Genomic DNA, 22,134 nt, shown 5'->3' on the forward strand with positions numbered 1-22,134 from the left:
ATGAGTGTAAATCCCTTGTCCGAGAGCGCTGTCGACTCGACTCTGGCCACCCGGCCGTATCGGGTCGTGCAATGGGCGACAGGAAACATCGGCACCCGTGCACTCCGGGCGGTGATCGAACACCCGACGCTGACCCTGGCCGGTGTGTACGTACACGCAGACGACAAGATCGGCCGCGATGCAGGCGAACTGTGCGGGCTGCCCGCTACCGGCATCACCGCCACCCGGAGCATCGAGGAGGTCGTGGACTCCGGAGCGGATTGTGTGCTGTACATGCCGCGTGCGTGCGACTTCGACGAAGTGTGCTGGTTGCTGGCGTCGGGGATCAATATCGTGACAACCCGCGGTGAGTTCCACTATCCGGCCGGCATGGACCCTGAGGTACGCGCACGGGTCGAGGCCGCGTGCGAGCTCGGCAACACCTCGATCCACAGCACCGGCAGCAGTCCCGGGTTCATTACCGAAGCCGTTCCGCTCGTGTTGACCTCGATCCAACGACGGCTCGACAACCTGACGATCGACGAGTATGCCGATCTGTCGCAGAGGGATTCACCAGACCTCCTGTTCGAGATCATGGGATTCGGACGCGCTCCCGGCGCTTTCAGCGAAGCCCGGTTGTCACATGCTCGTACGAGTTTCGGGCCCTCGCTCCAACTCGTCGCCGACGCCCTCGGGCAGCCGCTCGATTCCGTGGAGGCCAGTGGTGAAATCGCCACCGCCCGCCACAGAACCCACATCGCTGCCGGGGTCCTGGAGGCGGGTACGGTGGCGGCCCAGCGAATTACCGCCGCCGGGATGCGGGACGGCCAGGCACTGTTGCGCTTCCGCGCTACCTGGTACTGCACAGCCGACGTCGATCCGGCCTGGGACGTCCGCGCCACCGGCTGGCATGTCACTGTCGATGGGGACGCACCCCTCGACATCGACATCACAATGCCGGTGCCGCTCGAACGGATGGGTGCGGTGGCGCCCGGTTACACGGCGAACCGCGCTGTGAACGCGGTCCCTTTCGTCTGCGCTGCCGCCCCGGGAATTCGCTCGACCACCGACCTTCCCCAGGTCATTGCCTCACTCGGTTGATCCGCGCGCATCACAGAACGCCGGGTCTTCCGTCTCGTACCGGAAGACCCGTGTGTCGTGGGCAGCGTCGGACGCGGGAGCGAGCAACAGATCAGCCGCCGTGTAGGGGTCGTGGCGGCCGGCCGCGACCGAGGCGGCGAGATGCGCCAGGCCGGGATGAGTCCGCAGGCGAGTGTGCGCAAGGGAGAGGACTTGTGCCCGCGCCCGTGCTGTCCGGCGCGCGAGTGTGTCGGCGCGACGGTGGGCCTCGATCACCTCCACCAAGGTGGACACGCCCTCGGCTCGTGCGGCGACGAGGGTGAGGATCGGCACGTGGAACTCGGCTCGTAGGTCTCGTACGGTCTGGTCGGCGCCATCGCGATCGGCCTTGTTGACGACGAGGATGTCTGCGACCTCCAACAGACCTGCCTTCGCGGCTTGAATAGCGTCACCCGCACCGGGGTTGAGTATCACGATCGTGGGGTCAGCGATGGCCGCGATCTCGATCTCGGACTGCCCCACCCCCACCGTTTCGAGCAGGACGAGGTCATACGACAGCGCCCCGAGCAGGCGGATGGCCGCGGGCACCGCCGCGGCCAGTCCGCCCAGGTGGCCGCGCGTTGCGACCGACCGTATGAGGACGCCAGGGTCGTTGATGTGCGCGGCCATCCGGATTCGGTCGCCGAGAAGCGCACCGCCGCTGTACGGCGAGGACGGGTCGACCGCCAGTACCGCCACCCGCAGGCCCCGCTGCCGATACTCTGCGACGAGGGCTCCTATGGTCGTCGACTTTCCGGCACCGGGCGGCCCCGTCACACCGACGACCCGGGCGGGCGCCGCGGCCGGCGAGTCGACCACCGAGGCCAGCGAGTCGAGCACTTCGGAACGACGGCTACTCTCTACCAGGCTGAGCAACCGTCCCGCCGCACGCACGGATCCTGCACGCGCTGCCGCGACTAGGTCCGAAACACTGGATGACACAAGGGAATCACTGACGGGTCGGCTCACAGTCACGGCGCTGGAACCTCGATCACCGTCGCCGACCCCATTCCCCCGCCCGCACACATTGCCGCCACACCGATACCGCCACCGCGACGGCGCAGTTCGTGCACCAGCGTCACCAGCATCCGGGCACCGGTCGCTGCAACCGGATGTCCGAGCGAACAACCACTTCCGCTCACATTGACCCTGTCCGGGTCGATCTCGAGCAGCTTGATGGTGGCCACGCACATCGCGGCGAAAGCTTCGTTGATTTCGAACAGGTCGACATCGGCGAGAGAGATACCGGCTCGGGTAAGGGCTTTCGGGATGGCCCTGACCGGCGCGAGACCGGTGAGTGCGGGGTCGATCCCGACGGACGCCCACGACCGAACGGTGGCCAGCGCGGGTAATCCGAGACGGTCACTAGCGATCGTCAGGACGGCAGCGCCGTCGTTGCCACCGCACGCGTTTCCCGCTGTGATGCTGAACCCCTCGATCTCCGGATGCAGCGGCTTCAGTGACGCCAGTTTCTCCAAGCTCGTCTCGCGCCGCGGATGCTCGTCGACCGAGAAGAGTCCGTGGGGCGTGTCGATGGGAACGATCTCCTCCTTGAACCTGCCCTCATCGATGGCCTGCACGGCGTTGCGATGTGAGCGAAATGCCCACTCGTCCATCTCCTGCCGGGTCACGCCCGCCTCGACGGCCGCGTTCCATCCGACCGTGATCGACATATCCATGGTGGGGGCATTGGCCTGTTCGGGATGGGTGGGAGGGAACCACGGCACCCACTCGCCGTCCACCTTGAACAGTGATTTCGGCGAGGTGGACGCCGAGTTGACTCCGCCGGCTATGACCAGCTCGTCCATACCCGCGCGTATGCTCGCGGCCGCGCTCTGCACCGCGGCCTGGCCGGCGGCGCAGTGCCGGTTGTGCGCCAGCCCGGGAACCTCGGTCAGTCCTGCGGTGAGTGCGGCGTGCCTGGCAACCACCCCGCCGCCGTACAGGCCTTCACCGAGGATCACATCGTCGATCAGGCCCGGGTCGAGATCTTCTGCTGCTGCGGCGACGACGTGGTGAGCAAGGTCGTGAGCGGTGGTGTCGCGCAACGTTCCCTTCACGGCAGTGCCGATGGGAGTGCGCAGCGCGGAGACGATGACGGCTTCAGGCATGGGAGTTCTCCAGTTCGGCCACAAGGGTGCGGCGCAGTAGTTTTCCGGTCTCGGTTTTCGGGAGTTCATCTCGGAACACGACGGTGTCCGGGGTTTTCGAGGAACGCAGCCTGTCTTTGACCCACTGCCTGATTTCGGCCGGGTCTGCGTCACCGACGAGAACAGCGACTATTCGCTGTCCCCATTCGGTGTCGGGTATTCCGATCACTGCTGCCTCGGAAATCGCCGGGTGGCGGAGCAGCACGTCTTCAATCTCTGCCGGTGCGATGTTCTCGCCGCCGCGGATGATCGTGTCGTCAGCCCTGCCCTCGACGAACAGGTAGCCGTCCGCATCGAGGTGACCGAGGTCCCGGGTCGCGAACCAGCCGTCCGCGTCGAGCACACTGCGTCCGCCGTATTCGCCGGAGATCTGCTCGCCCCGCACGAAGACCAGACCGGTCTCGCCTGCCGCGACCGGCTCACCGGTTTCCGTGCGGACCTCGATCTCGATCCCGGGCAGCGGCCGCCCGACCGACCCGAGCCGGTCCCGTACAGCCGAATCGCTCGACGCAAACGCCACCCGGTGATCTTCGGGGGACAGAACGGCCACCGACGACGCCGTTTCGGTGAGACCGTAGGCGTTGACGAAACCCGTATCCGGAAATGCGCGCAGCGCGTGCTCCAGAACGGGCCTCGGAGTACGGGATCCGCCGTAGGCAAGGCTCTGCAGCGTAGGCGATTCCGCGTCGGCGTCGCCCAGTTCGGCGACGACGCGGGCCAGCATCGTGGGCACGAGCATTGCGTGCGTGATGCCCTCGCGCCGGACGGTGTCAAGCCACACGGTCGGGTCGAACCCGGCCAGATAGACCACGCGACGGCCGGTGTAGAGGTTCGAGAGCAGGTTCGTCAGGCCGGCGATGTGATAGGGCGGAACTGCCACCAACGCGGCATCAGTGTCCGCGGCGGATGCGAACTCCATCGTGTTCAGGACGTAGGCCAGCAGGTGCCGATGCCGCAGCACAGCAGGCTTGGGATCGGATGTGGTTCCGCTCGTGTAGATGATCACGGCGACGCTGTCACCGTCCCACTGCGGGGCGGGCACCTCTGCGGGCTCGTCCTGCACCACGTCGACATCGACGAGGGCGTCGAGATCTTCGGGGCGGAGGATCACGGCGCCGGCATGGCGCTCCTGCAGTGCAGTCAACTGCTGATCACCGAGCCGGTAGTTGAGCGGCACGAACGGGACGCCGGCCAGGGCGGCCCCGAACAGGGCGACCGGATAGCCGAGATGATTGGCACCGAGATAGAGCACGGCCGGGTGATCCCGGAACCGGTCGGCGGCGCGGTGGGCGAGGTCGAGGAGCTGCGCGGCGGTCAACGAGCGCTCGTCGACGGTCACAACCGCCTTGTCGCTGTCGGTCGCGGCCATCTCTAGAATCATGTTGATGTTCATGAGAACATGATTCTCTCAGTACAAGAGGGTTACTTGCAAGAAGGGAAATTGCGATGCAGATCATGGGTTGTTCCGCGATAGTCGTCGGAGGCACGGGCGGGTTGGGTCAAGCCACCGTTCGCCGTCTCCATGAGGCGGGAGCCAAGGTGGTCGTCGCCGACGTCGCCGACGACAAGGGCAAGGAACTGGAGGAGGAGCTGGGAGTCCGCTACGTGCGAACCGACGCCTCGGACGAGGAATCCGTCGGGGCTGCGATCGCCGAGGCGGAGTCGCTGGGGCCGCTGCGCATCTCGGTGGACACACACGGCGGCCCAGCCGGGGGCGGGCGACTCGTCGGTAAGGATGGAAGCCCCATGGATCTTGCTGCGTTCCGGACGACCATCGAGTCCTACCTGATCTCGTCCTTCAACGTCATGCGATTGGCCGCGGCCGCAATCGCCAAGCAGGAGCCGATCGACGACAGCGGCCGAGGCGTGATCATCAATACCGCGTCCATCGCGGCCTACGAAGGCCAGATCGGACAACTCCCCTACTCCGCAGCGAAGGGCGGCATCGTCGGCATGACCCTCGTGGCCGCCCGGGACCTTTCCCCCCTCGGTATCCGGGTCGTGACGATTGCACCGGGCACCATCCTGACTCCGGCCTATGGCAAGGCCGGAGATCAACTCGAGGCCTACTGGGGACCCCAGGTTCCCCATCCCAAGCGCATGGGCCGGCCATCCGAGTACGCGACTCTCGCCGCATCGATCGTCGAGAACGACTATCTCAACGGCGAGGTCATCCGGCTCGACGGTGGCCTGCGATTCCCGCCGAAATAAGTGCGAATGCGGCGGAGGTCTCGGGAACCGTCGTTCCCGAGACCTCCGCCGCACTCATTCCGGCCGCACGTCGGTCACCAGCGTGCTGGTGCCGGTGTGTCGATGCGCAGTGGGCGCTGGTAGGACAGGTCGGCTTTGGCTCGCGTGCCTCTCAGGAACGCCTTCTCGGTAAAGAAGCGGGATTGCAACATCGACGCGTCTGCCTTCGCGCGCCATTCGACGGTCGAGCGCCGCACCACGATCCGCCACCCACCGTCGCGTCGTTCGCGTCGTTCGCATCGGTCGAGATAGCGGCCGTTGAGTAGCTGCACGGTGACCCCGTCGTTGAGGAGTATTCCCACCAACACGTAGCTCTCGCAGTGGGCGGTATCGCCGTCGATCTCGCACGTGTGGGTGGTGATGTTGTGTGTATGCGCCAGCGAGGTGGCCGCGTGTGCGGCATTCGCCCAGTTCGCGTAGTCCGGTCCTCTGTTGGTGCTGGTTCCGTGCTCGTCGATTCCGTCGTCGTGGTAAGTGCCACACAGGAGATCGGAATCGTGGCGATCGCAGCCACGAGAATGCCTGGCAACGCAGTCGAGGATTTCGCCGCGTCCATCAAGTACCGCACGTCACGCTGGAGCCTTGCGACATCGTCGGTGGTCAGCTGCCTCACCTTCAAAGATGGTCCTGTGAGCGTGGATGGTGGCCGATGCATTCCGGCTGCATGCGCTCAAGCGACGGCTTCCTCGCCGATCAGGGTGGTCCGGTGCAGCAACCAGGGTGAGGTGGGCGCATAGGGGACAGCGCGGTGCAGCATTCCGGTGTTGTCCCATAAGACCAGGTCGCCGCGACGCCAATGATGTCGCAGAGAAAATCGAGGTTGCGTCGACCAGTCGAGCAGACGGTCGAGAAGTGCCCGCCCCTGCTCCTCGGGCCAGCCGACCACGTGCGCGGCGGTCGCGCCGAGCAGAAGCGACTTCCGTCCGTTGCGACGCGTCCAGATCAGGGGGTGCTCGCGCGTCGGCACCCGCGCCCACGCTGCCCTTTGCTTGTCCGACGGATCAGGGCTGGCCAGCAGTTGCGCCGCTGCGAAGCTGTGCACCACGCGCAGATCGGCGAGGGACGCCTTTTCATCCTCGGTAAGGGCTTCGTAACTGGCGTAGGTGTTGGCGAACTCGGTGTCACCGCCTTCTTCTGACACCTCGAGCGCGGTGAGGAGCGTCGACTTCTGCGGGACCGCGTCAGTGGCGCCGTCGATGTGCCAGTGGAAGGTGCCCTTGTTGTAGGAAGCCAGGACAGTTGTGGCTGGATCCAGACTAATGGCCGAAATTGCCGGGTGCTTCTCCTGACCACCTACCGGCGCCACGACGACGTCGCCGAGCATGCAGCTCACGGCTACCAGGTGGGCATCTGCGATGTAGGCGTCGCGAAACCACCACACCGTGCATGTCGAGCAAGGCTCGGCACCGGGCGGCGGCCTGCGCGTCGGCGAGTCGGCTGCCCTCGATTCCCGTGATTTCTACACCGACGGAGTCGGTGATCGGGGTGACATTGGCAGACACCAGTTTCTTGGAAATATGATTCTCATGACAAGCTATCAATATTCTTATTTCGACACTACAGTTCTCTCATGCGGAGATCTGTACTTGATCGACAAGGCATAAGGCACGGCTATGTCCGTGCGGCAAGGAGATTCACATGCGTATCGGATTGACCGGCGGCGCATCGTCGACCGACAAGATCGTGCACCAAGCGGTACAAGCCGAGGCGGATGGCTTCACCTCACTCTGGTACGCCAGCAGCGTCGCCGGTGATCCACTGGCGGCGCTGACGGTTGCCGGTCGCGCCACGACATCGATCGAACTCGGAACCGCTGTCCTGCAGACCTATCCGTGCCACCCCTTGCTGCAGGCGAATCGGGTCGCCGCCGTTTCCGAAGCAATGGGCCGTCGCGGATTCACTCTGGGGCTGGGCCCTTCACACGAGTCCCTGGTCCGTGAGGTGTACGGACTTTCCTACGACCGGCCCGGCCAGAACACCGAGGAATACATACGGATCGTCGCCGCACTGCTCCACGGTGAAGAGGTCGACATCCGCGGTCAGGAGTGGACCACACGGAGTGCCGGCCGCATGGTGCCCCTGGCCCACGAGGTGCCTGTCCTTCTTTCGGCCATGTCACCACGCATGCTCCGGGTGGCAGGGCAGTACGCCGACGGCACCATCCTGTGGATGGCTTCCGCGAAGGTGATCGAATCCCGCGTCGCGTCCGCGATTCATGCCGCCGCGGCAGGCGTGGGCCGTGCCACTCCCCGGATAGTCGCGGGGCTCCCCGTGGCGGTTCACGACGACGCCGATGAAGCCCGCGAAGCCGTTGCCGCAACCGCCACCATGTACGCGGGAATGCCGAATTACCAACGCATTCTGGAGGTCGGCGGTGCATCGAGCCCGGCCGACGTTGCCATCGTCGGCGACGAGGCGTCGGTGCACAGCCAGCTGCAGGGTCTCCTCGACGCGGGTGCCACCGACATCTGGGCTGCGGTCTTCCCCGTCGGCGCCGACGCGAAAGCGTCGGTCGGCCGCACCAAGGACCTTCTCCGAGAACTGGCGACCACCGACGGGTAATCCCCGGGTCACGCCTCATACGACAGAGGCCTGGTCCCCGACCTCCTCTCGAGTCAGGGTCGGAAGATCCGCCGGGATCCAGTTCGGGTTGCGCTTCTCCATGAATGCCCGCATACCCTCGCGGGGCTCCGGCGAACTTTCGAGTGCGCCGAACATCGTTTGGTAGTCGATGAATCCGTAACGCTCGTTCAGCATTCGCTTCACCTGGGCGCGGGCCTCGGGGGACGTCTGCAGCACCTCGCGGGCAGCCTCCAGCGCGGCGGCCCGCAGATTCTCGTGGGGTACCACGCGAGAGATCACCCCCAGGCGCTGCGCCTCGGCGGCATCGAAGCGGCGCGCGGACAGCATGAGGTCCCGCGCTGCGGCTATGCCGATGTGCGCGGGAAGGGCCGCCGCAAAGGTCGCATCGGGGATACCGCGGAGAAGCTCGGGCACCCGGAATGTCGCCCGATCGCTGGCTACTGCGATATCGGACATCATCGCGACCAGCAGACCGCCCGCCTGACAGATGCCGTTGACGGCCGCGATCACCGGTGCCCGACTGTCCCGGATCGTGAGGAACGGGACCACGTCGTTGCCCGCCAGTCCCTCGGGGAGCGAGTCGCCCGGCTCTGATCGGCCACCGAGATCACCGCCCGGCGCGAACACGTCGTCGACACCGGTGATGATGAGCGCAGCAAGGTCGGGATCGGAATTCACCAGCCGGACAGCCCGCTTCAGACCGAAATACATCGCGGGCGTGAACGCGTTCCGCGCCGCCGGCCGATCGATGACGCACCAGCCGATCGAACCCTCACGCTCGAACCGCAGACCACTCGTCCCCAAGGCGTCGCCCATACCTTCTCAGCTCTTTCCCGCCGTGAGCCTGGCGATGTTGGTCTGGAAGTCGTCGGATTGGAACGTCAGCTCCTCGGCGGTCATCGCATAGTCCAGCGTGGCGAGTACGGCCCGCTCGATATGCATGTTCAGCAACCGCTTCGTGCTCTCGACAGCCTGCCGGGGCTGTTCCGCAATGCGTTTGGCACAAGCGAGGGCCTCGCTCAGCGGATCGGCAACCATGTGGTTGGCCAATCCGAGCGTGCATGCTTTCGCCGCGGGTATGCGTGCGCCGGTGAGGGCGTACTCCTTGGCTTGCAGCAGACTGATCTGCAGCGGCCAGGTGAGCGGTCCACCGTCGGCCGCGACCAACCCGACCTGTACATGAGGATCAGCGAGGTAGGCCGTCTCGGCCATGTAGACGATGTCACTGAGCGCAACCAAGCTGCAGCCCAGTCCCACAGCCGGTCCGTTGACCGCCGCGATCACCGGAATACGGCAGCGTGCCATCCCGAGGACGAGTTCGCGGCCGTGAGCGATGGTCCGGGCGCGCAGTTCGCGGTCTGCCGCGAGCTCGGCGAGGTAGGCGAAGTCGCCACCCGCAGAGAAGGCGTTGCCGCTTCCGGTGAGTACCGCGGCGCGGGCATCCCGGTCTTCGCTCAGCTGAGGCCACAACCGCGCCAGTCCGGTGTGCAAGCCGTCGTTGACGGCATTGAGCGCGTCGGGCCGGTTCAGCGTGATGATGCGCAGGGCACCGTCCGCGCGGACGTCGATCTCCTCGGGCATGTCGTACATGTCAGACTCCCAATCCAAGAATTCGCGAGGCGATGATGTTCTTCTGAATCTGTGACGTTCCACCCATGACGCTCTGTGCGCGGCTGTACAGGTAGGCGCCCAGCATGTCGGTGTCGCGAGTGCCGGCCTCGGACAACGCAGCGTGCCCGACCGATTGTTCGACCCAGGTCATGAGCAGCTTGTCGAGCGACCCCTCCGAACCGTGCGACACACCGTCGAGCTGTTCGGACAGCCTGCGACGGACATGCAGGCGCAGCATCTCCGTCTGTACTGCAGCCCAAGCCAATTCCGCAGAGGGGCTCCCTTCCGACCGGGCGACGAGATCGCGTACGAGCTTGTCGTACCTCGCGGCGAAACCGAGCGTGGAGGGCTCTCGTTCGTGCCCGACCACCGTCATCGCCAGCGCCCACCCTTCCCCCGGCGCACCGACCATGTTCTCCGCAGGCACCGTAGCTCCGTCGAAGAGAACCTGACCGAACTCCTTGGTGACGCCGCTCATCATCTGCAGCGGTCGCTGCTCGATTCCCGGTTGCTTCATCGGGACGATGAACGCCGACAAGCCGCGGTGACGGGGCTTGTCGGGTTCGGTACGGGCCAGCAGGAGACACCAGTCGGCCACGTCCGAATAGCTCGTCCAGATCTTGTGTCCGTGAATGACGTAGTTGTCGCCGTCGCGGGTGGCAGTGGTAGTGAGTGCTGCGAGATCCGATCCGGCGCCCGGCTCACTGAATCCCTGACACCATCGCTCGGTTCCGTCGATCATTCCGGGCAGGAAAGTGCGGCGGAGTTTCTCGCTGCCATGCCTGCCGAGTCCGATCACCAGGTACCCGAGGCTCGGCCGGGCGGGTGCGCCCGCGATGGCCAGTTCTTCGTCCAGGATGACGTCGTAGACGGGTGGTAGCTCCTGACCACCATATTCTGCGGGCCACGACAACCCGAAGAACCCGGCGCCGTAGAGCGCCCGGTGCCATTCGGGCTGCCGTTCCCAGTACTCGTCACCCGAAGTCGGGAACGTCTTGGCCGTGTCCGCCAGCCAGGACCGCAGTCGGTCCCGGAAGGCGGCTTCTTCCGGCGAGTCACGAAAGTCCACGGTGCATCTCCTCCAGGCGTACGGGGAACAATTCGGTGGACGTCAGTGCCCGCCGAAGGTAGACGTGTGCAAGGCATTCCCAGGTGTTGCCGATGCCGCCGTGTACCTGAATCGCCGTCTCGCACACGGTTCGGGCAGCGCGCGCGCAGTAGATCTTCGCGACTCGCGCAGCCTGCTGCGCCTCGCCGGGAGTCAGCTGGTCGAGCGCCCAGGCTGCATGGCGGAGCACGCTCACCGAACCCTCGATCAGCGCCTGGCTCTCTGCGAGCAGATGCGCCACGGCTTGATAGGACCCGATCGTGTTGCCGTACTGTTCGCGCATCTTCGCGTAATCGACGGCGAGCGCCTGGGCTCCGCGGGACGTGCCGACCAGGTCGGCGGAGGTGACGAGGACGGCGAGAGCATGCCAGCGCTCGACGTGCTCGGTGGACAGTTCGCCGAGGGGTTCGAACGGCTCGAGTATGTCCGCGAAGCCTCTGGTCAGGTCCGCTCCCGGAACGACGGCTCCCACTCGACCGGCCGAAATCCCGTTTCCGCTCAGAACAAGCGCGCGCTCCAGTCCTCGCGCGTCGGTCGCTTCCCCGTCGAGGGCCACCGCCCATGTCTGCTGATCGTCGGAGACGTGCCGGTGTAGATCATCGGCGAGGACGGGTCCGAGGAAGGGAATATCGACCAGGCCCCGACCGAATTCCTCGGCGACGATGGCGACTTCCACACCCGACGCCCCGTCGGATCGAAGCGATCGCCACCCTGTTGTGGCCACCGCCTTCTCCAACCGCGCGAGCCGAGTGTCGTCGGCCAGGTCCTGGACCGATCCCGGTCCCAGGTCGTCGGCCAATTTGGCTGCGGCATCGCGCAATTGTTGCTGTTCACTTGTCAGACGTACGTCCATAGCGCTCCTTGAGTTCTCGGCGCAACACCTTGCCGGAAGGCAGGCGAGGGATGTCGGATACGAAGACCACCCGGCTGGGCCTCTTGTAGGACGCCAACCGGTCTCCCACGAGGGTGATGAGTTCTTCGGCTTCGGTCGTGCCGGTCCGTGCGACCGCGGCGATCACTGCTTCCCCGCTGACCGGGTCGGGGACCCCGAACACCGCACAGTCCACCACGCCGGGGTGCCCGTGCAGCACCGCCTCGATCTCGGCGGGCGCAACCTGAAACCCCTTGACCTTGATCATCTCTTTCGACCGGTCGGTGAGCCGAAGCCAGCCGTCCTCGTCGAGGTAACCGACGTCCCCGGTCCGGTACCACCCGTCCACGAACGCCTCGGCATTCGTCTCCTCTGGCAGGTAACCTGCCATCAGCGAATTCGCTCGAGCCTGAATTTCGCCGGGTTCTCCCACGCCAAGCGGTTCACCGGTCTCGAGCGACACCACCCGGATGCTGACGCCCGCAACGGGGCGTCCGACACTGTCCAGACGGGCCCCTTCGATCGGGTTGCAGGCGATCACCGGCAACTCGCTGGCGCCGTACGCGGGTACCCACCCGACCCCGGCGCGCCGGGTGACGGTCTCGGCGACGCTCGGCGTGACCGGAGTGGCGCCCCACATGATGTAGCGCAGCGACGACAGGTCGAACGATTCGAGGTCCGGATGCTGGGCGATGGCCAGCGCAATCGGCGCGACGGCCATCTCCACCGTGATCCGATCGGTCTCGATGTGCCGCAGCATCCGGTCCACGTCGAACCGACGGTGCAGCCGCACCCATGCGCCGACCTCGAGGGCGGTCATGATGTTGAGGACGCCCAGGATGTGCGAGGGCGGAGTAAGCACCTGCATCCTGTCCGCCGACGACAGTTGCAGCGCGTCACACCACTGCCGCACGGCGGCGCCGAAAGACGCGTGCGTGTGCCGCACCGCTTTCGGCATCCCGGTGGTGCCCGAACTGAACACGAGTACGGCCTCGGCGGCTGGATCGGGTGGCGGAAAGGAGCATTGCGCGGGGTCGACCGGATCGTCGAGGCTCAGCATCGGCAGAAGTCCGGCCAGGACCGGACTGTCCCCGACCGCGAGCGTCGGATTCGTGAGCGCCAGCGCGTGCGCGACTTCGTCATGCTTGTACGCCGGGCTGATCAGCACGACGGCAGCGCCGAGCCGCCAGATCGCTCGAACGGCCACGACGAATTCCGGCCGGTTCGACGACATCAGAGCGACACGGTCACCTGCCTTCACGCCGCGACCGGCCATCTCGGCAGCCAACCCGTCGGCCAGAGCGTCGAGTTCACTGAGGCTGTATTCGCGCTCCTCGAACACGAGCACGGTCGGCTCGGTCGTTTCTTCTTCCTCGTCGGGGGCCCGGTATCCGATGCCTGCCCCGTCTCTCGTGTGGGAATTCACCATTGAGAAGTCCTATCTCGTCAGAGAGAATGATATTCTCTCACAGTTAGAATCTCAATATCAGGAGGCGACGGGCATGTCGAGACCACCCTTGTTCCAGCGCGCGACCGTGACGCGAATCGTCAAGGAGAGCTCGGACGCACGCACGTTCGTGCTCGCACCGCACGACGGTCCGTTCTCCTATCGGGCCGGGCAGTTCTGCACATTCCGGGTCGACGTGGACGGAACCGAGCTGTTCCGCTCCTACTCCATGTCGAGCGCACCGGAGACCGATGGTGAGCTGATGACGACGGTCAAACGGGTCCCCGGCGGCAAGGTGTCGAACTGGCTGCACGATAACGTCGCCGAGGGTGACGCCGTCGAACTGACACGGCCCGCGGGAACCTTCTGCCTGCGTCCGACCTCGGCGCCGTTGCTCGGGTTCAGCGGTGGCAGCGGGATCACCCCGATCCTGTCACTGGCGAAGAGCGCGCTGGCGACCACGGACCGGCATGTCCGGCTGCTGTGCGCCGACCGAGACCACGCATCGGTGATGTTCGACGCAGTACTGAACGAACTCACCGAGCGCTATCCCGACCGGTTCTCGTTCGTACGGCACCTCGACGACCGGGGCGGATTCCTCGACGCGGCAGCCGTACGCCACTTCGTCGGCGCCGAAGGAGATGCCGACTCCTACTTGTGCGGGCCCGAGCCCTTCATGGCTCTGGTGGAGTCGGCATTGCCAGGGCCGGGCAGGATCTTCAGTGAGCGGTTCGGCGCCACGGCCCCGACGGCGCCATCGGCCGACGCACCCGATTCCGAGGTCGAGGGAACCGTCTCGATCGTTCTCGGACGGAAAAAGGTGTCGGTGCCCAGAAAAGCGAACGAAACACTCCTGGAAAGCGCCCGGCGCGCCGGGCTCACGCCACCGTTCTCCTGCGAATCGGGCAACTGCGCCACCTGCATCGCCACCGTCACCGAGGGCAGCGCAACCATGCGGGTGAACGATGCGCTGAGCGACGACGAGGTGGCCGAAGGCTACGTCCTCACCTGCCAAGCAGTGCCCGACACCGGGTCGATCAAGGTCCGCTACGAGTGAACCGGCAGGCCGCCGTGCTCACCGAGGCGCGGCGGCGGCCCGTAATCCGGGTCGAAGCCGGCCACGCGGATGGGACTTCCGACCAACCGGAAGTCACCGGCAGTGGCGATCATCTCCGGTGTGGCTGCGAGTGCGTCGGGCAGTGAACGCACTGCTGCCGCAGGCACTCCCAACGGTCGCAGCCGAAACTCCCAGCCCGTCGCGGAGTCGGCCGCCAGAGCCGCAGTCACAACCGCGAGGACCTCGTCACGACGTTCCGCGCGCTCGGCCATCGTCGGAAATCCTTCGATCCCCGCTTCCGCAGCGAACTTCCGCCAAAACCCGTCATGTGTGATGAACAGGGCGAGATGGCCCTCCGCAGTCGGAAACAGCTGGGCCGGCACGTAGTACGGATGGGCACCGAACGGCATACGCCGCGGCTCGGTGCCTTCGTTGAGATACGCCGACGCGCGGTAGTTGAGTTGCGACAGCATGACGTCGCGCAACGACACCTCCACTTGACCGCCGCGTCCGGAGATGATCTGGGCCAGCAGTCCGAGTGCGGCTGCCAGTCCGGTCGAGTTGTCGGCAGCGGAGTACCCGGGCAGCGTCGGCGGCCCTGCCGGGTCACCGGTGAGTGCGGCGACACCCGTGACAGCCTGGATCACGTAGTCGAAAGCTGGGTCGTCTCCCTCGTCGAGGCCGTAACCGGTGAGCGCGACACAGACTATTTTGTCGTTCCATCGACGCAGAGCGTCGTAGGTCAGGCCGTACCGGTGAATGGCGGACGGCTTCAGGTTGACCAGCAGGGCATGGGATTCGGCCGCAAGTTCTCCGAGACGGGCCTGCCCCTCGGTGGTCGTCAGGTCTACGCAGATACTCCGCTTACCCCGGTTCAGGCTGGCGAAGTAGGCGTCGCTCACCTGCCGCGAGAGGTCACCGCTCGGTGGTTCTATCTTGGTCACCTCTGCGCCGAGGTCGGCGAGCATCATGGTGGCGTACGGACCCGCGAGGATATGGCCGACCTCGAGGATCCGGATGCCCTCGAGTGGCCCCGCAGTCACCGCAGCTCCTTGACGAGTTCCGCCACGACGTCCCGGGTACGACGCTTCGAGGCGATCAGCTCGTCCCGGTTGTCGCCGATCGGCAGCAGCCGCATCGACAGGTCGGTGACCCCCGCGTCGGCGTATCGGCGGAAGCCCTCGAGGATGGCGTCCTCGTCTCCGGCGACGCACAGGTCACCGATGTCCTGGGCGTCGCCGTATCCCAGCAGCCGCTGATAGTTGGGGGAGATCTCCGCTTCCCCGAGGATCCGGTTGGCGCGCTCACGCGCAGTGTCGACTTCCGAAGGCCGGCAGAGACAGACCGGGACACCCGCGATGATGCGTGGAGCCGGACGCCCCACATTGTCGGCAGCCTTGGTAATTCGCGGGACGACATGGTCGGCGACCGCTCGCTCGTCGGCCATCCAGAGGATGGTCCCGTCGGTTCGCTCGCCTGCGATCGTCAGCATCACCGGGCCCAGGGCCGCTACCAGGACCGGCATCGGCGCCACCGGTCCGATCTCGAGCGGGTTGTGCACGGTGAAGGTGTTGTTCTCGATGTCGACCGGGCCGGGTGCGAGCAGCGCGGCGTCCAGTACGTCCAGGTAATCGCGGGTGAACGCGGCCGGCTTCTCGTAGGGGAGACCGAGCATGTCCTGAACGATCCAGTGGTGTGAGGGGCCGACTCCCAGCGCCAAACGTCCTCCAGTGGCGGCATGCGCCGAGAGCGCCTGTCGCGCCAGTGCGACGGGGTGTTGCGCCTGCAGGGGTACCACCGCGGTGCCGATTTCGATGCGGGACGTCCTCGTTCCCATCAACGCCACGGCGATCAGCGCGTCGAAGTCCGTGGGGACCTGCGGAACCCAGACGGAGTCCAACCCTGCGCTCTCCGCCCACTCCACGTCGTCCAGCATTCTGGCGACCTTCCGCGCGGAGTCCCCTCGCTCGGGCCCGATCATCACTCCGATACGCACTGTTCCTCCAGGTCCGAAAATTGTTCTCGCACGCGTGACCGGGTGGTCGACGCGGTGTAATCGCCTTTCGCCTTCTATGACGAAAGGTCAAGAAGGAGTGGGAGTTCCGGTGAGTGCGCGCACTCCGGTGACCAGATCCTCCAGAGGGGTGCTGGTGGGGAAGACCGCCGCTGCTCCCGCGGACAGAAGGCGCGGAACGTCCTCCTGGGGAATCGTGCCGCCGACCACCACAGCGATGTCACCGGCGTCCGCAGCGCGCAGCGCATCGACCGTTCGCGTGGTCAGCGCCACATGGGCGCCGGAGAGAATGCTCAGACCGACGACGGCAACATCCTCCTGGAGGGCGATCGACACGATGTCCTCGACCCGCTTGCGGATACCGGTGTAGATCACCTCGAAACCGGCGTCGCGGAGCGCGCGGGCGACGATCTTGGCGCCGCGATCGTGGCCGTCCAGTCCGGGCTTCGCTACGAGTATGCGGGCGCTCATCAGAACACCACCGGCTGCTGGAATTCGCCCCAGACAGCTTTGAGCGCGGATACCATCTCGCCGACGGTGCAGTAGGCGTTGGCGCAATCGATCAACGGGTGCATGAGGTTCTCGGTTCCTTCCGCGGCGCGGGACAGAGCGGTGAGGCAGGCATTGACCGCCTCGGGATCACGTTCGGATTTCACTTTCGCCAGCCGTTTCAGCTGCAGCTCGCGCCCTTCGGCATTCAGCTCGTACGTGGAGATCTCGGGCGGCGGCTCCGGCGAGACGAACCGGTTGACCCCGACCACCGGGCGTTCCCCCGATTCGACGTCCTTGTGCAGCTTGTACGCCTCGTCGGCGATGAGTCCTTGCAGGTACCCGTCCTCGATGGCGCGAACCATGCCGCCGTGCTGATCGAGATCGTCCATGATCTCGATCAGGCGGGCCTCGGTGGCATCGGTCAGCGCTTCGACGAAGTAGGAGCCGCCGAGCGGATCCGCGACACGCGTCACTCCGGTCTCGTAGGCCAGAACCTGCTGGGTGCGCAGCGCCAGGGTCGCCGACTCCTCACTGGGCAGGGCGAACGGTTCGTCCCACGCCGCGGTGAACATCGACTGCACTCCCCCGAGAACCGAAGCCATCGACTCGTACGCCACTCGCACCAGATTGTTCTGTGCCTGGGGTGCGTAGAGGGACGCGCCGCCGGCAACACAACCGAACCGGAACATCGACGCCTTGTCCGTCACCGCACCGTAACGCTCCCGCACGATCGTGGCCCATCGACGACGTCCTGCCCGGTACTTGGCGATCTCTTCGAAGAAGTCCCCGTGCGTGTAGAAGAAGAACGAGATCTGAGGAGCGAACTCGTCGATCGTCATTCGCCCACGTTCGACCACCGTGTCGCAGTAGGTGACTCCGTCTGCGAGCGTGAAGGCCATTTCCTGCACCGCGGTGGCTCCGGCGTCGCGAAAGTGCGCGCCGGCGACCGAAATAGCGTTGAACCTCGGCACCTCGGCCGCGCAGAATTCGATGGTGTCGGCAATCAGCCGTAGCGACGGCTCCGGCGGCCAGATCCACGTGCCCCGGGAGGCGTACTCCTTGAGGATGTCGTTCTGGATCGTCCCGGTGAGCTTCGCCCGCGGCACGCCGGCCCGCTCGGCCGCGGCCACATAGAACGCCAGCAGTATCGCCGCCGTCCCGTTGATGGTGAAGCTGGTGCTGATCTTGTCCAGCGGGATGTCGGCGAAGAGGACTTCGGCGTCGGCGAGGGTGTCGACCGCGACCCCGACCCGGCCGACTTCCTCGGTGACCTCGGGGTCGTCGGAGTCGTAACCGCATTGGGTGGGCAGGTCCAGTGCCACCGACAATCCGGTGCCGCCCTGTTCGAGCAGGTACCGATAGCGCTGGTTGGACTCTTCCGCGGTGCCGAATCCGGAGTACTGGCGGAACGTCCACAACCGGCCCCGGTAGCCGGAGGCGAAGTTGCCACGGGTGAAGGGAAAGGTGCCCGGGGCGGGCGGCTCTGCGCGCCTGTCGGTCGGCCCGTAGACCGGCTCCAGCGGGATGCCCGAAGAGGTTTCAGCGAAGTCGTTCACGATGGATACAGTACTTGCAGAAAATGAGAATGCCAATATCATCGTCGAGAACGCAATGATCGACAGTGTCGGAACAGGGAGAACGATGTCCAGCCAGCAGAACGCACTCAGTGACCGGACCATGATCGTTTCCGGCGGTAGCCGCGGGATCGGACTGGCGATCGCGATCGCCGCGGCCAAGCAGGGCGCAAACGTGGTTGTGCTGGCCAAGACGGCGGAGCCGCACCCGCGCCTTCAAGGGACGGTCCACACCGCCGTCGCGGATATCGAGGCCGTCGGCGGCAAAGCAGTCGCCGTGGTCGGTGACGTCCGCCGCGAGGAGGATGTGCAGCGCGCCGCCGACACCGCGGTGGAGCGGTTCGGTGGCATCGACATCTGCGTGAACAACGCCAGCGCCATCGCGCTCGAGGGAACCGAGGAACTGTCAGCCAAGAAATACGACCTCATGCAGGACATCAATTGCCGCGGGACGTTCCTGCTGACCCGCGCCTGCCTTCCCTATCTTCGGAGCTCCCCCAACCCGCATGTGCTCACCATCTCGCCTCCGGTGAACCTGAACCCGCGCTGGCTCGGCGCCCACCCGTCGTACACGTTGTCTAAGTACGGGATGAGCTTGCTGTCGCTCGGCTGGGCGGCCGAGTATGCCGACGCCGGGATCGCAGCGAACTGCCTGTGGCCACAGACCTACATCGCCACCTCCGCGGTGGCGAACATGGAAGACGGCACGTCGATGCTCTCCTCGTCGCGCAGTCCGGAGATCATGGCCGACGCAGCAGTCGAGATTGTGTCCCGGCCTGCGAGGGAGACCAGCGGACACTGCTACATCGATGCGGACGTGCTCGCGGAGTCGGGCGTCTCGGACCTGTCCCGCTACGGCGGCGGGGATGCTCCCCAGCTCGATCTCTTCCTCGACTGACGGGACAGGACCCTGCGAGGAAGCTTCGCCGCGCTCGACGGGTCGGCAATCGACCGACCGGCTGCGACAGGCCGGGAAACCAGTGCCGTAATCTTTGGTGCGAACCGACACGAACCTTTGCCTGGAAGCAGAGGTTCGTGAAGGTGTCGTGACCGGGAGTGTCACGGCCTCTGCGCCAGAGACGAGAGAACGGTGCCCCGCACTCAGGAACACGCCGAACGTTACCGCGACGCACTCACCGCGCTCGCTGCGGCAACTCAGCGCCCGGCAAACGTCGTCAACACCGGCGCAGGCTACGCAATTCGCGTCGATTTCGAGTACAACCGCTACCTGCTGGCATCGAACGGCACCGACGGATTGGTCGACCAGACCGACGCCGCCGCTCCGTGGAAGGTGAGCCTCCACCAGGGCACGGCCGACGGCACCGCCGACGAAGTGCTGGCGGTCGCGGAGCATTCATGGCTGGTCGACGCTTTCGACATCGCGTTCGCGGACATTCGTGCCAGCGGCAAGTGGCAAGCTGCGGATGCCTCGTTCGACGAATTCAACCCGACGAACGACGATCAGACCGCAAGCTGACGTGACGAGAAGTCACCCGCCGGCAGCTGCCGTGCGGGTGACGCGTGTTCACACCCCCGCGTGGGGCGAGTTCTGAGATTCGACTGCCTGTTCCAATTCGGCGTTTCGCGCCGCCAACAGCGCGTTCTGCGCTTCCAGTTCGAGGATCTGGCGGATACCGATCAGATTGACCCCGTCGGCGACGAGTTCGGTGATCTTGTCGAGGCGCGCAATGTCGTCTTCGCTGTAGCGCCGCGTGCCGCCGCCGGTACGAGTCGGCGTGATCAATCCGCGCCGTTCGTACAACCGCAGAGTCTGGGGCCCGATGCCCGTCAGCTCCGACGTCACCGAGATCCCGTAGACACCTCGCTTCGAACGAGGTGGCATCTGAGAGGACGTCACCGGATCTCCCTTCTTCTCAGGGAATACCAATCCTATCAAGGATCGACAGACACAATGTGACGCGGGGGGTACAAATTCGGTCGAGATGGACCCTCGGTGGAGGAGCCCATCGACAATCTTCGTCACGATCGCGATGCCACACAACTTCACGACCCGCACTCTCGCCGCAATCGCTACTCCGAATCCCACTTTTCGCTCGACTCATCACTGCACTGGGCGCACGTTCCGCACCGCCCAATCTCGCCGATAAAACGCAGGTAAGCGCGCTATTCGACCGTGCGCACCTCGCTCCGACGAGCCCTCCTCCGGCAGATACCGAGGCGCTCGACGAACAAAATTCTTGATCGGCTCGCTTGAACTTCTGGTTCCAGGGCTGTACAACAAAATCTATCTTCACCAACGCAGATTAGTTCTCGGTCAGACATCGAGCGGGCATCGCACGACAGACTGCCGGGCGCGAGGAAAGGAGAAAACGATGGCCAGCCGACATACGAACGCGACCCCCGACGACGGAGAGGTTCTGGTCCTTCGAGCGGGCAGCGGAGGAGCGATCGTCAGTGGCCTCCTCGCGACGCTCGCCCTCAGCACCCTCGCCGTCCTCGATTCGCTTCCGAGCTGACCCGACTCGAAGCAACTCGCATCGCCGTCGAAAGAGAGACCAGGGTGATAACGCGACCGTCCGTGATCGTCTCCGTCGCCATCCAATGCGTAATCGGAGTGTCGGTCATTGCCGGGTTCACGGCCGCGGCGACCGGTTCGATTCCCCTTGCTGCGTTGGTCAGCACAGCCCTCCTCGGGGTCGCCGGCCTTTTCGCTGCTACCCACCAATCCGCTCGAGAATGAGAACAATGCAGACCACAGGACAGGACGCCATGATCATGCCCACTGCTTCGTCGTATTCCGCCCCCACTCGACTCGCCGCCGGGCGGAGCGCGAGCGCGATGAGCACCGAGGAGATCAAGGCACGCATCGAGGCCATGTTTGCGGCCCGGGACGTCGACCACTCCCCGGCACTCGTCGACTAGGGCCGCACCGCCGCTCCACCGCAACGAAGACTTTTTGCCGACACCATCAGCGCTCCCGCTGATACCGGCCGGTCAGAGAAGGGCTGAGTACATGACCATGTCCATCCCGCTCGCCGAAGCACCCCGCGAGCTCCGCCGCACCACCCCGATCTCCTCGACGACGTGCCGGAAGTTGCCCCGGACACAGCTCTCCGTCGATGTCCCGCCGAATCCTCGCCCGGCGCGTACACCGGACACCACCCACCGCGCCCGCGATCAGTACCGTGACGTACCCGCACAATGCGAAGCCATCGCTCAGCTCGACGCCTCTGATCCACGCCGGGAAGTGCTGCGCGAGAGGCTGATCGAACGATGCCTCCCGCTGGCCGAACACATCGCCCGCCGATTCCACGAACGCGGAGAACCGCTGGACGACCTGATCCAGGTGGCGCGTCTCGGTCTCGTCAAGGCCGTCGACCGATTCGATGCAAGCTACGGAGCGAACTTCGTGTCCTTCGCGGTCCCGACCATCACCGGCGAGGTGCGCCGCCACTTCCGGGATACCGGATGGGCCATGCGCGTGCCGCGCAGCATGCAGGAGCTTCACCTCGCCCTCACGGGAGCCACCAAACAACTGACCACCACGCTCGGTCGGGCGCCTACCGCAAGCGAACTGGCGAAGGCGCTCGACATCGACAAGAGCGAGGTTTTGGAGGGACTGCGCGTAGCCAACGCCTACAGCACCCTGTCGGTCGACTACCCGCTCACCGACGACGAAAGGCCGTTGTCGGAGACGCTCGGTGATATCGATCCGGCGTTGTCCCGCGTCGAAGATCACGTGACCGTCCAACCGCTGCTGGACGCGCTGCCCGACCTCGAGCGCACCGTGCTCGTGCTGCGCTTCTTCGGGAACATGACGCAGTCACAGATCGCCGCGCGGGTGGGCGTATCGCAGATGCAGATCTCGCGACTGCTGGCCAAGACACTGAAGGATCTGCGAACCAAGCTCGAATGATG

The 22,134-nt window shown here is 65.5% G+C and carries 24 protein-coding genes; 9 read left to right on the plus strand and 15 right to left on the minus strand.

Features of this window, described 5'->3' with window-relative positions:
- Positions 1 to 1,080 (plus strand): NAD(P)H-dependent amine dehydrogenase family protein, encoded by a 1,080-nt coding sequence (locus L1080_RS20680; RefSeq protein ID WP_250771007.1) that lies wholly within the window; start codon positions 1 to 3, stop codon positions 1,078 to 1,080.
- On the opposite strand, the gene meaB is transcribed toward L1080_RS20680, so the two are convergent.
- The 3 genes from meaB to L1080_RS20695 form a co-directional block, all read right to left on the minus strand.
- Positions 1,069 to 1,992, minus strand: coding sequence for a methylmalonyl Co-A mutase-associated GTPase MeaB (gene meaB, locus L1080_RS20685; RefSeq protein WP_250771010.1), 924 nt, complete (start codon positions 1,990 to 1,992; stop codon positions 1,069 to 1,071). The genes L1080_RS20680 and meaB overlap by 12 nt on opposite strands.
- Positions 1,993 to 2,069: 77 nt before the next feature.
- Complete coding sequence (locus L1080_RS20690; RefSeq protein WP_159919359.1) at positions 2,070 to 3,209, minus strand: thiolase family protein; 1,140 nt, start codon at positions 3,207 to 3,209, stop codon at positions 2,070 to 2,072.
- A complete protein-coding gene (locus L1080_RS20695; protein ID WP_250771013.1) occupies positions 3,202 to 4,641 on the minus strand; it encodes a class I adenylate-forming enzyme family protein in 1,440 nt (479 codons plus the stop codon). The genes L1080_RS20690 and L1080_RS20695 overlap by 8 nt, the downstream gene beginning before the upstream one ends.
- Positions 4,642 to 4,694: 53 nt before the next feature.
- Here L1080_RS20695 and L1080_RS20700 point away from each other — a divergent pair, with 53 nt between their 5' ends.
- Positions 4,695 to 5,459, plus strand: a complete 765-nt coding sequence (locus L1080_RS20700; RefSeq protein WP_109326970.1) for an SDR family oxidoreductase — start codon at positions 4,695 to 4,697, stop codon at positions 5,457 to 5,459.
- A gap of 74 nt (positions 5,460 to 5,533) precedes the next feature.
- On the opposite strand, the gene L1080_RS20705 is transcribed toward L1080_RS20700, so the two are convergent.
- Positions 5,534 to 6,040, minus strand: coding sequence for a nuclear transport factor 2 family protein (locus L1080_RS20705; RefSeq protein WP_308202142.1), 507 nt, complete (start codon positions 6,038 to 6,040; stop codon positions 5,534 to 5,536).
- 128 nt (positions 6,041 to 6,168) lie between these two features.
- On the minus strand, positions 6,169 to 6,879 hold the full coding sequence (locus tag L1080_RS20710; protein ID WP_308202140.1) for a TauD/TfdA dioxygenase family protein: 711 nt from the start codon (positions 6,877 to 6,879) through the stop codon (positions 6,169 to 6,171).
- Positions 6,880 to 7,136: 257 nt separating this feature from the next.
- Here L1080_RS20710 and L1080_RS20715 point away from each other — a divergent pair, with 257 nt between their 5' ends.
- Positions 7,137 to 8,060 (plus strand): TIGR03564 family F420-dependent LLM class oxidoreductase, encoded by a 924-nt coding sequence (locus L1080_RS20715; RefSeq protein ID WP_250771016.1) that lies wholly within the window; start codon positions 7,137 to 7,139, stop codon positions 8,058 to 8,060.
- 15 nt (positions 8,061 to 8,075) lie between these two features.
- On the opposite strand, the gene L1080_RS20720 is transcribed toward L1080_RS20715, so the two are convergent.
- The 5 genes from L1080_RS20720 to L1080_RS20740 are packed head-to-tail and all read right to left on the minus strand — an operon-like array spanning position 8,076 to position 13,100.
- Positions 8,076 to 8,897, minus strand: a complete 822-nt coding sequence (locus L1080_RS20720; RefSeq protein WP_250771019.1) for an enoyl-CoA hydratase/isomerase family protein — start codon at positions 8,895 to 8,897, stop codon at positions 8,076 to 8,078.
- A gap of 6 nt (positions 8,898 to 8,903) precedes the next feature.
- Positions 8,904 to 9,671 carry an enoyl-CoA hydratase/isomerase family protein gene (locus tag L1080_RS20725; protein ID WP_250771022.1) on the minus strand — a complete coding sequence of 256 codons (768 nt, stop codon included), beginning with the start codon at positions 9,669 to 9,671 and terminating at the stop codon, positions 8,904 to 8,906.
- 1 nt (position 9,672) lies between these two features.
- Positions 9,673 to 10,761 carry an acyl-CoA dehydrogenase family protein gene (locus L1080_RS20730; RefSeq protein WP_159919346.1) on the minus strand — a complete coding sequence of 363 codons (1,089 nt, stop codon included), beginning with the start codon at positions 10,759 to 10,761 and terminating at the stop codon, positions 9,673 to 9,675.
- The gene (locus tag L1080_RS20735) at positions 10,748 to 11,653 is read right to left on the minus strand and encodes an acyl-CoA dehydrogenase family protein (RefSeq protein WP_250771024.1); all 906 of its coding nucleotides are present in this window, start codon (positions 11,651 to 11,653) and stop codon (positions 10,748 to 10,750) included. The genes L1080_RS20730 and L1080_RS20735 overlap by 14 nt, the downstream gene beginning before the upstream one ends.
- A complete protein-coding gene (locus L1080_RS20740) occupies positions 11,631 to 13,100 on the minus strand; it encodes a class I adenylate-forming enzyme family protein (protein ID WP_250771027.1) in 1,470 nt (489 codons plus the stop codon). The genes L1080_RS20735 and L1080_RS20740 overlap by 23 nt, the downstream gene beginning before the upstream one ends.
- Before the next feature lie 73 nt (positions 13,101 to 13,173).
- On the opposite strand from L1080_RS20740, the gene L1080_RS20745 reads away from it, so the two are divergent.
- Positions 13,174 to 14,175: a ferredoxin--NADP reductase gene (locus tag L1080_RS20745; RefSeq protein ID WP_250771031.1), complete on the plus strand. Its 1,002-nt coding sequence runs from the start codon at positions 13,174 to 13,176 to the stop codon at positions 14,173 to 14,175.
- Here L1080_RS20745 and L1080_RS20750 read toward each other — a convergent pair.
- The 4 genes from L1080_RS20750 to L1080_RS20765 form a co-directional block, all read right to left on the minus strand.
- A complete protein-coding gene (locus L1080_RS20750; protein ID WP_250771034.1) occupies positions 14,166 to 15,218 on the minus strand; it encodes a CaiB/BaiF CoA transferase family protein in 1,053 nt (350 codons plus the stop codon). The two genes, L1080_RS20745 and L1080_RS20750, sit on opposite strands and share 10 nt — an antisense overlap.
- Positions 15,215 to 16,171 (minus strand): LLM class F420-dependent oxidoreductase, encoded by a 957-nt coding sequence (locus L1080_RS20755; RefSeq protein WP_159919336.1) that lies wholly within the window; start codon positions 16,169 to 16,171, stop codon positions 15,215 to 15,217. The genes L1080_RS20750 and L1080_RS20755 overlap by 4 nt, the downstream gene beginning before the upstream one ends.
- Positions 16,172 to 16,258: 87 nt before the next feature.
- The gene (locus tag L1080_RS20760; RefSeq protein ID WP_109326953.1) at positions 16,259 to 16,660 is read right to left on the minus strand and encodes a cobalamin B12-binding domain-containing protein; all 402 of its coding nucleotides are present in this window, start codon (positions 16,658 to 16,660) and stop codon (positions 16,259 to 16,261) included.
- On the minus strand, positions 16,660 to 18,237 hold the full coding sequence (locus L1080_RS20765) for a methylmalonyl-CoA mutase family protein (RefSeq protein ID WP_201453507.1): 1,578 nt from the start codon (positions 18,235 to 18,237) through the stop codon (positions 16,660 to 16,662). The genes L1080_RS20760 and L1080_RS20765 overlap by 1 nt, the downstream gene beginning before the upstream one ends.
- Positions 18,238 to 18,322: 85 nt before the next feature.
- On the opposite strand from L1080_RS20765, the gene L1080_RS20770 reads away from it, so the two are divergent.
- Entirely contained in the window at positions 18,323 to 19,153 is an 831-nt protein-coding gene (locus tag L1080_RS20770; protein WP_159919335.1) for an SDR family oxidoreductase, read from the plus strand.
- A 192-nt stretch (positions 19,154 to 19,345) separates the two neighbouring features.
- Entirely contained in the window at positions 19,346 to 19,732 is a 387-nt protein-coding gene (locus tag L1080_RS20775; RefSeq protein WP_250771037.1) for a hypothetical protein, read from the plus strand.
- Positions 19,733 to 19,780: 48 nt separating this feature from the next.
- Here the strand turns inward: L1080_RS20775 and L1080_RS20780 are convergent, their stop codons facing one another.
- Entirely contained in the window at positions 19,781 to 20,098 is a 318-nt protein-coding gene (locus tag L1080_RS20780; protein ID WP_159926889.1) for a MerR family transcriptional regulator, read from the minus strand.
- 490 nt (positions 20,099 to 20,588) lie between these two features.
- Between L1080_RS20780 and L1080_RS20785 the strand changes: the two genes are divergently transcribed.
- The 3 genes from L1080_RS20785 (at position 20,589) to L1080_RS20795 (ending at position 22,132) form a co-directional block, all read left to right on the plus strand.
- Positions 20,589 to 20,732 carry a hypothetical protein gene (locus tag L1080_RS20785; RefSeq protein ID WP_250771041.1) on the plus strand — a complete coding sequence of 48 codons (144 nt, stop codon included), beginning with the start codon at positions 20,589 to 20,591 and terminating at the stop codon, positions 20,730 to 20,732.
- A gap of 229 nt (positions 20,733 to 20,961) precedes the next feature.
- Positions 20,962 to 21,138: a hypothetical protein gene (locus L1080_RS20790; protein ID WP_159919331.1), complete on the plus strand. Its 177-nt coding sequence runs from the start codon at positions 20,962 to 20,964 to the stop codon at positions 21,136 to 21,138.
- Positions 21,139 to 21,229: 91 nt separating this feature from the next.
- On the plus strand, positions 21,230 to 22,132 hold the full coding sequence (locus tag L1080_RS20795) for a SigB/SigF/SigG family RNA polymerase sigma factor (protein WP_236603378.1): 903 nt from the start codon (positions 21,230 to 21,232) through the stop codon (positions 22,130 to 22,132).
- Positions 22,133 to 22,134 lie beyond the last annotated feature (2 nt).

The organism is Rhodococcus sp. MSC1_016, from assembly GCF_023667485.2.
GTDB classification, from domain to species: domain Bacteria; phylum Actinomycetota; class Actinomycetes; order Mycobacteriales; family Mycobacteriaceae; genus Rhodococcus_F; species Rhodococcus_F oxybenzonivorans.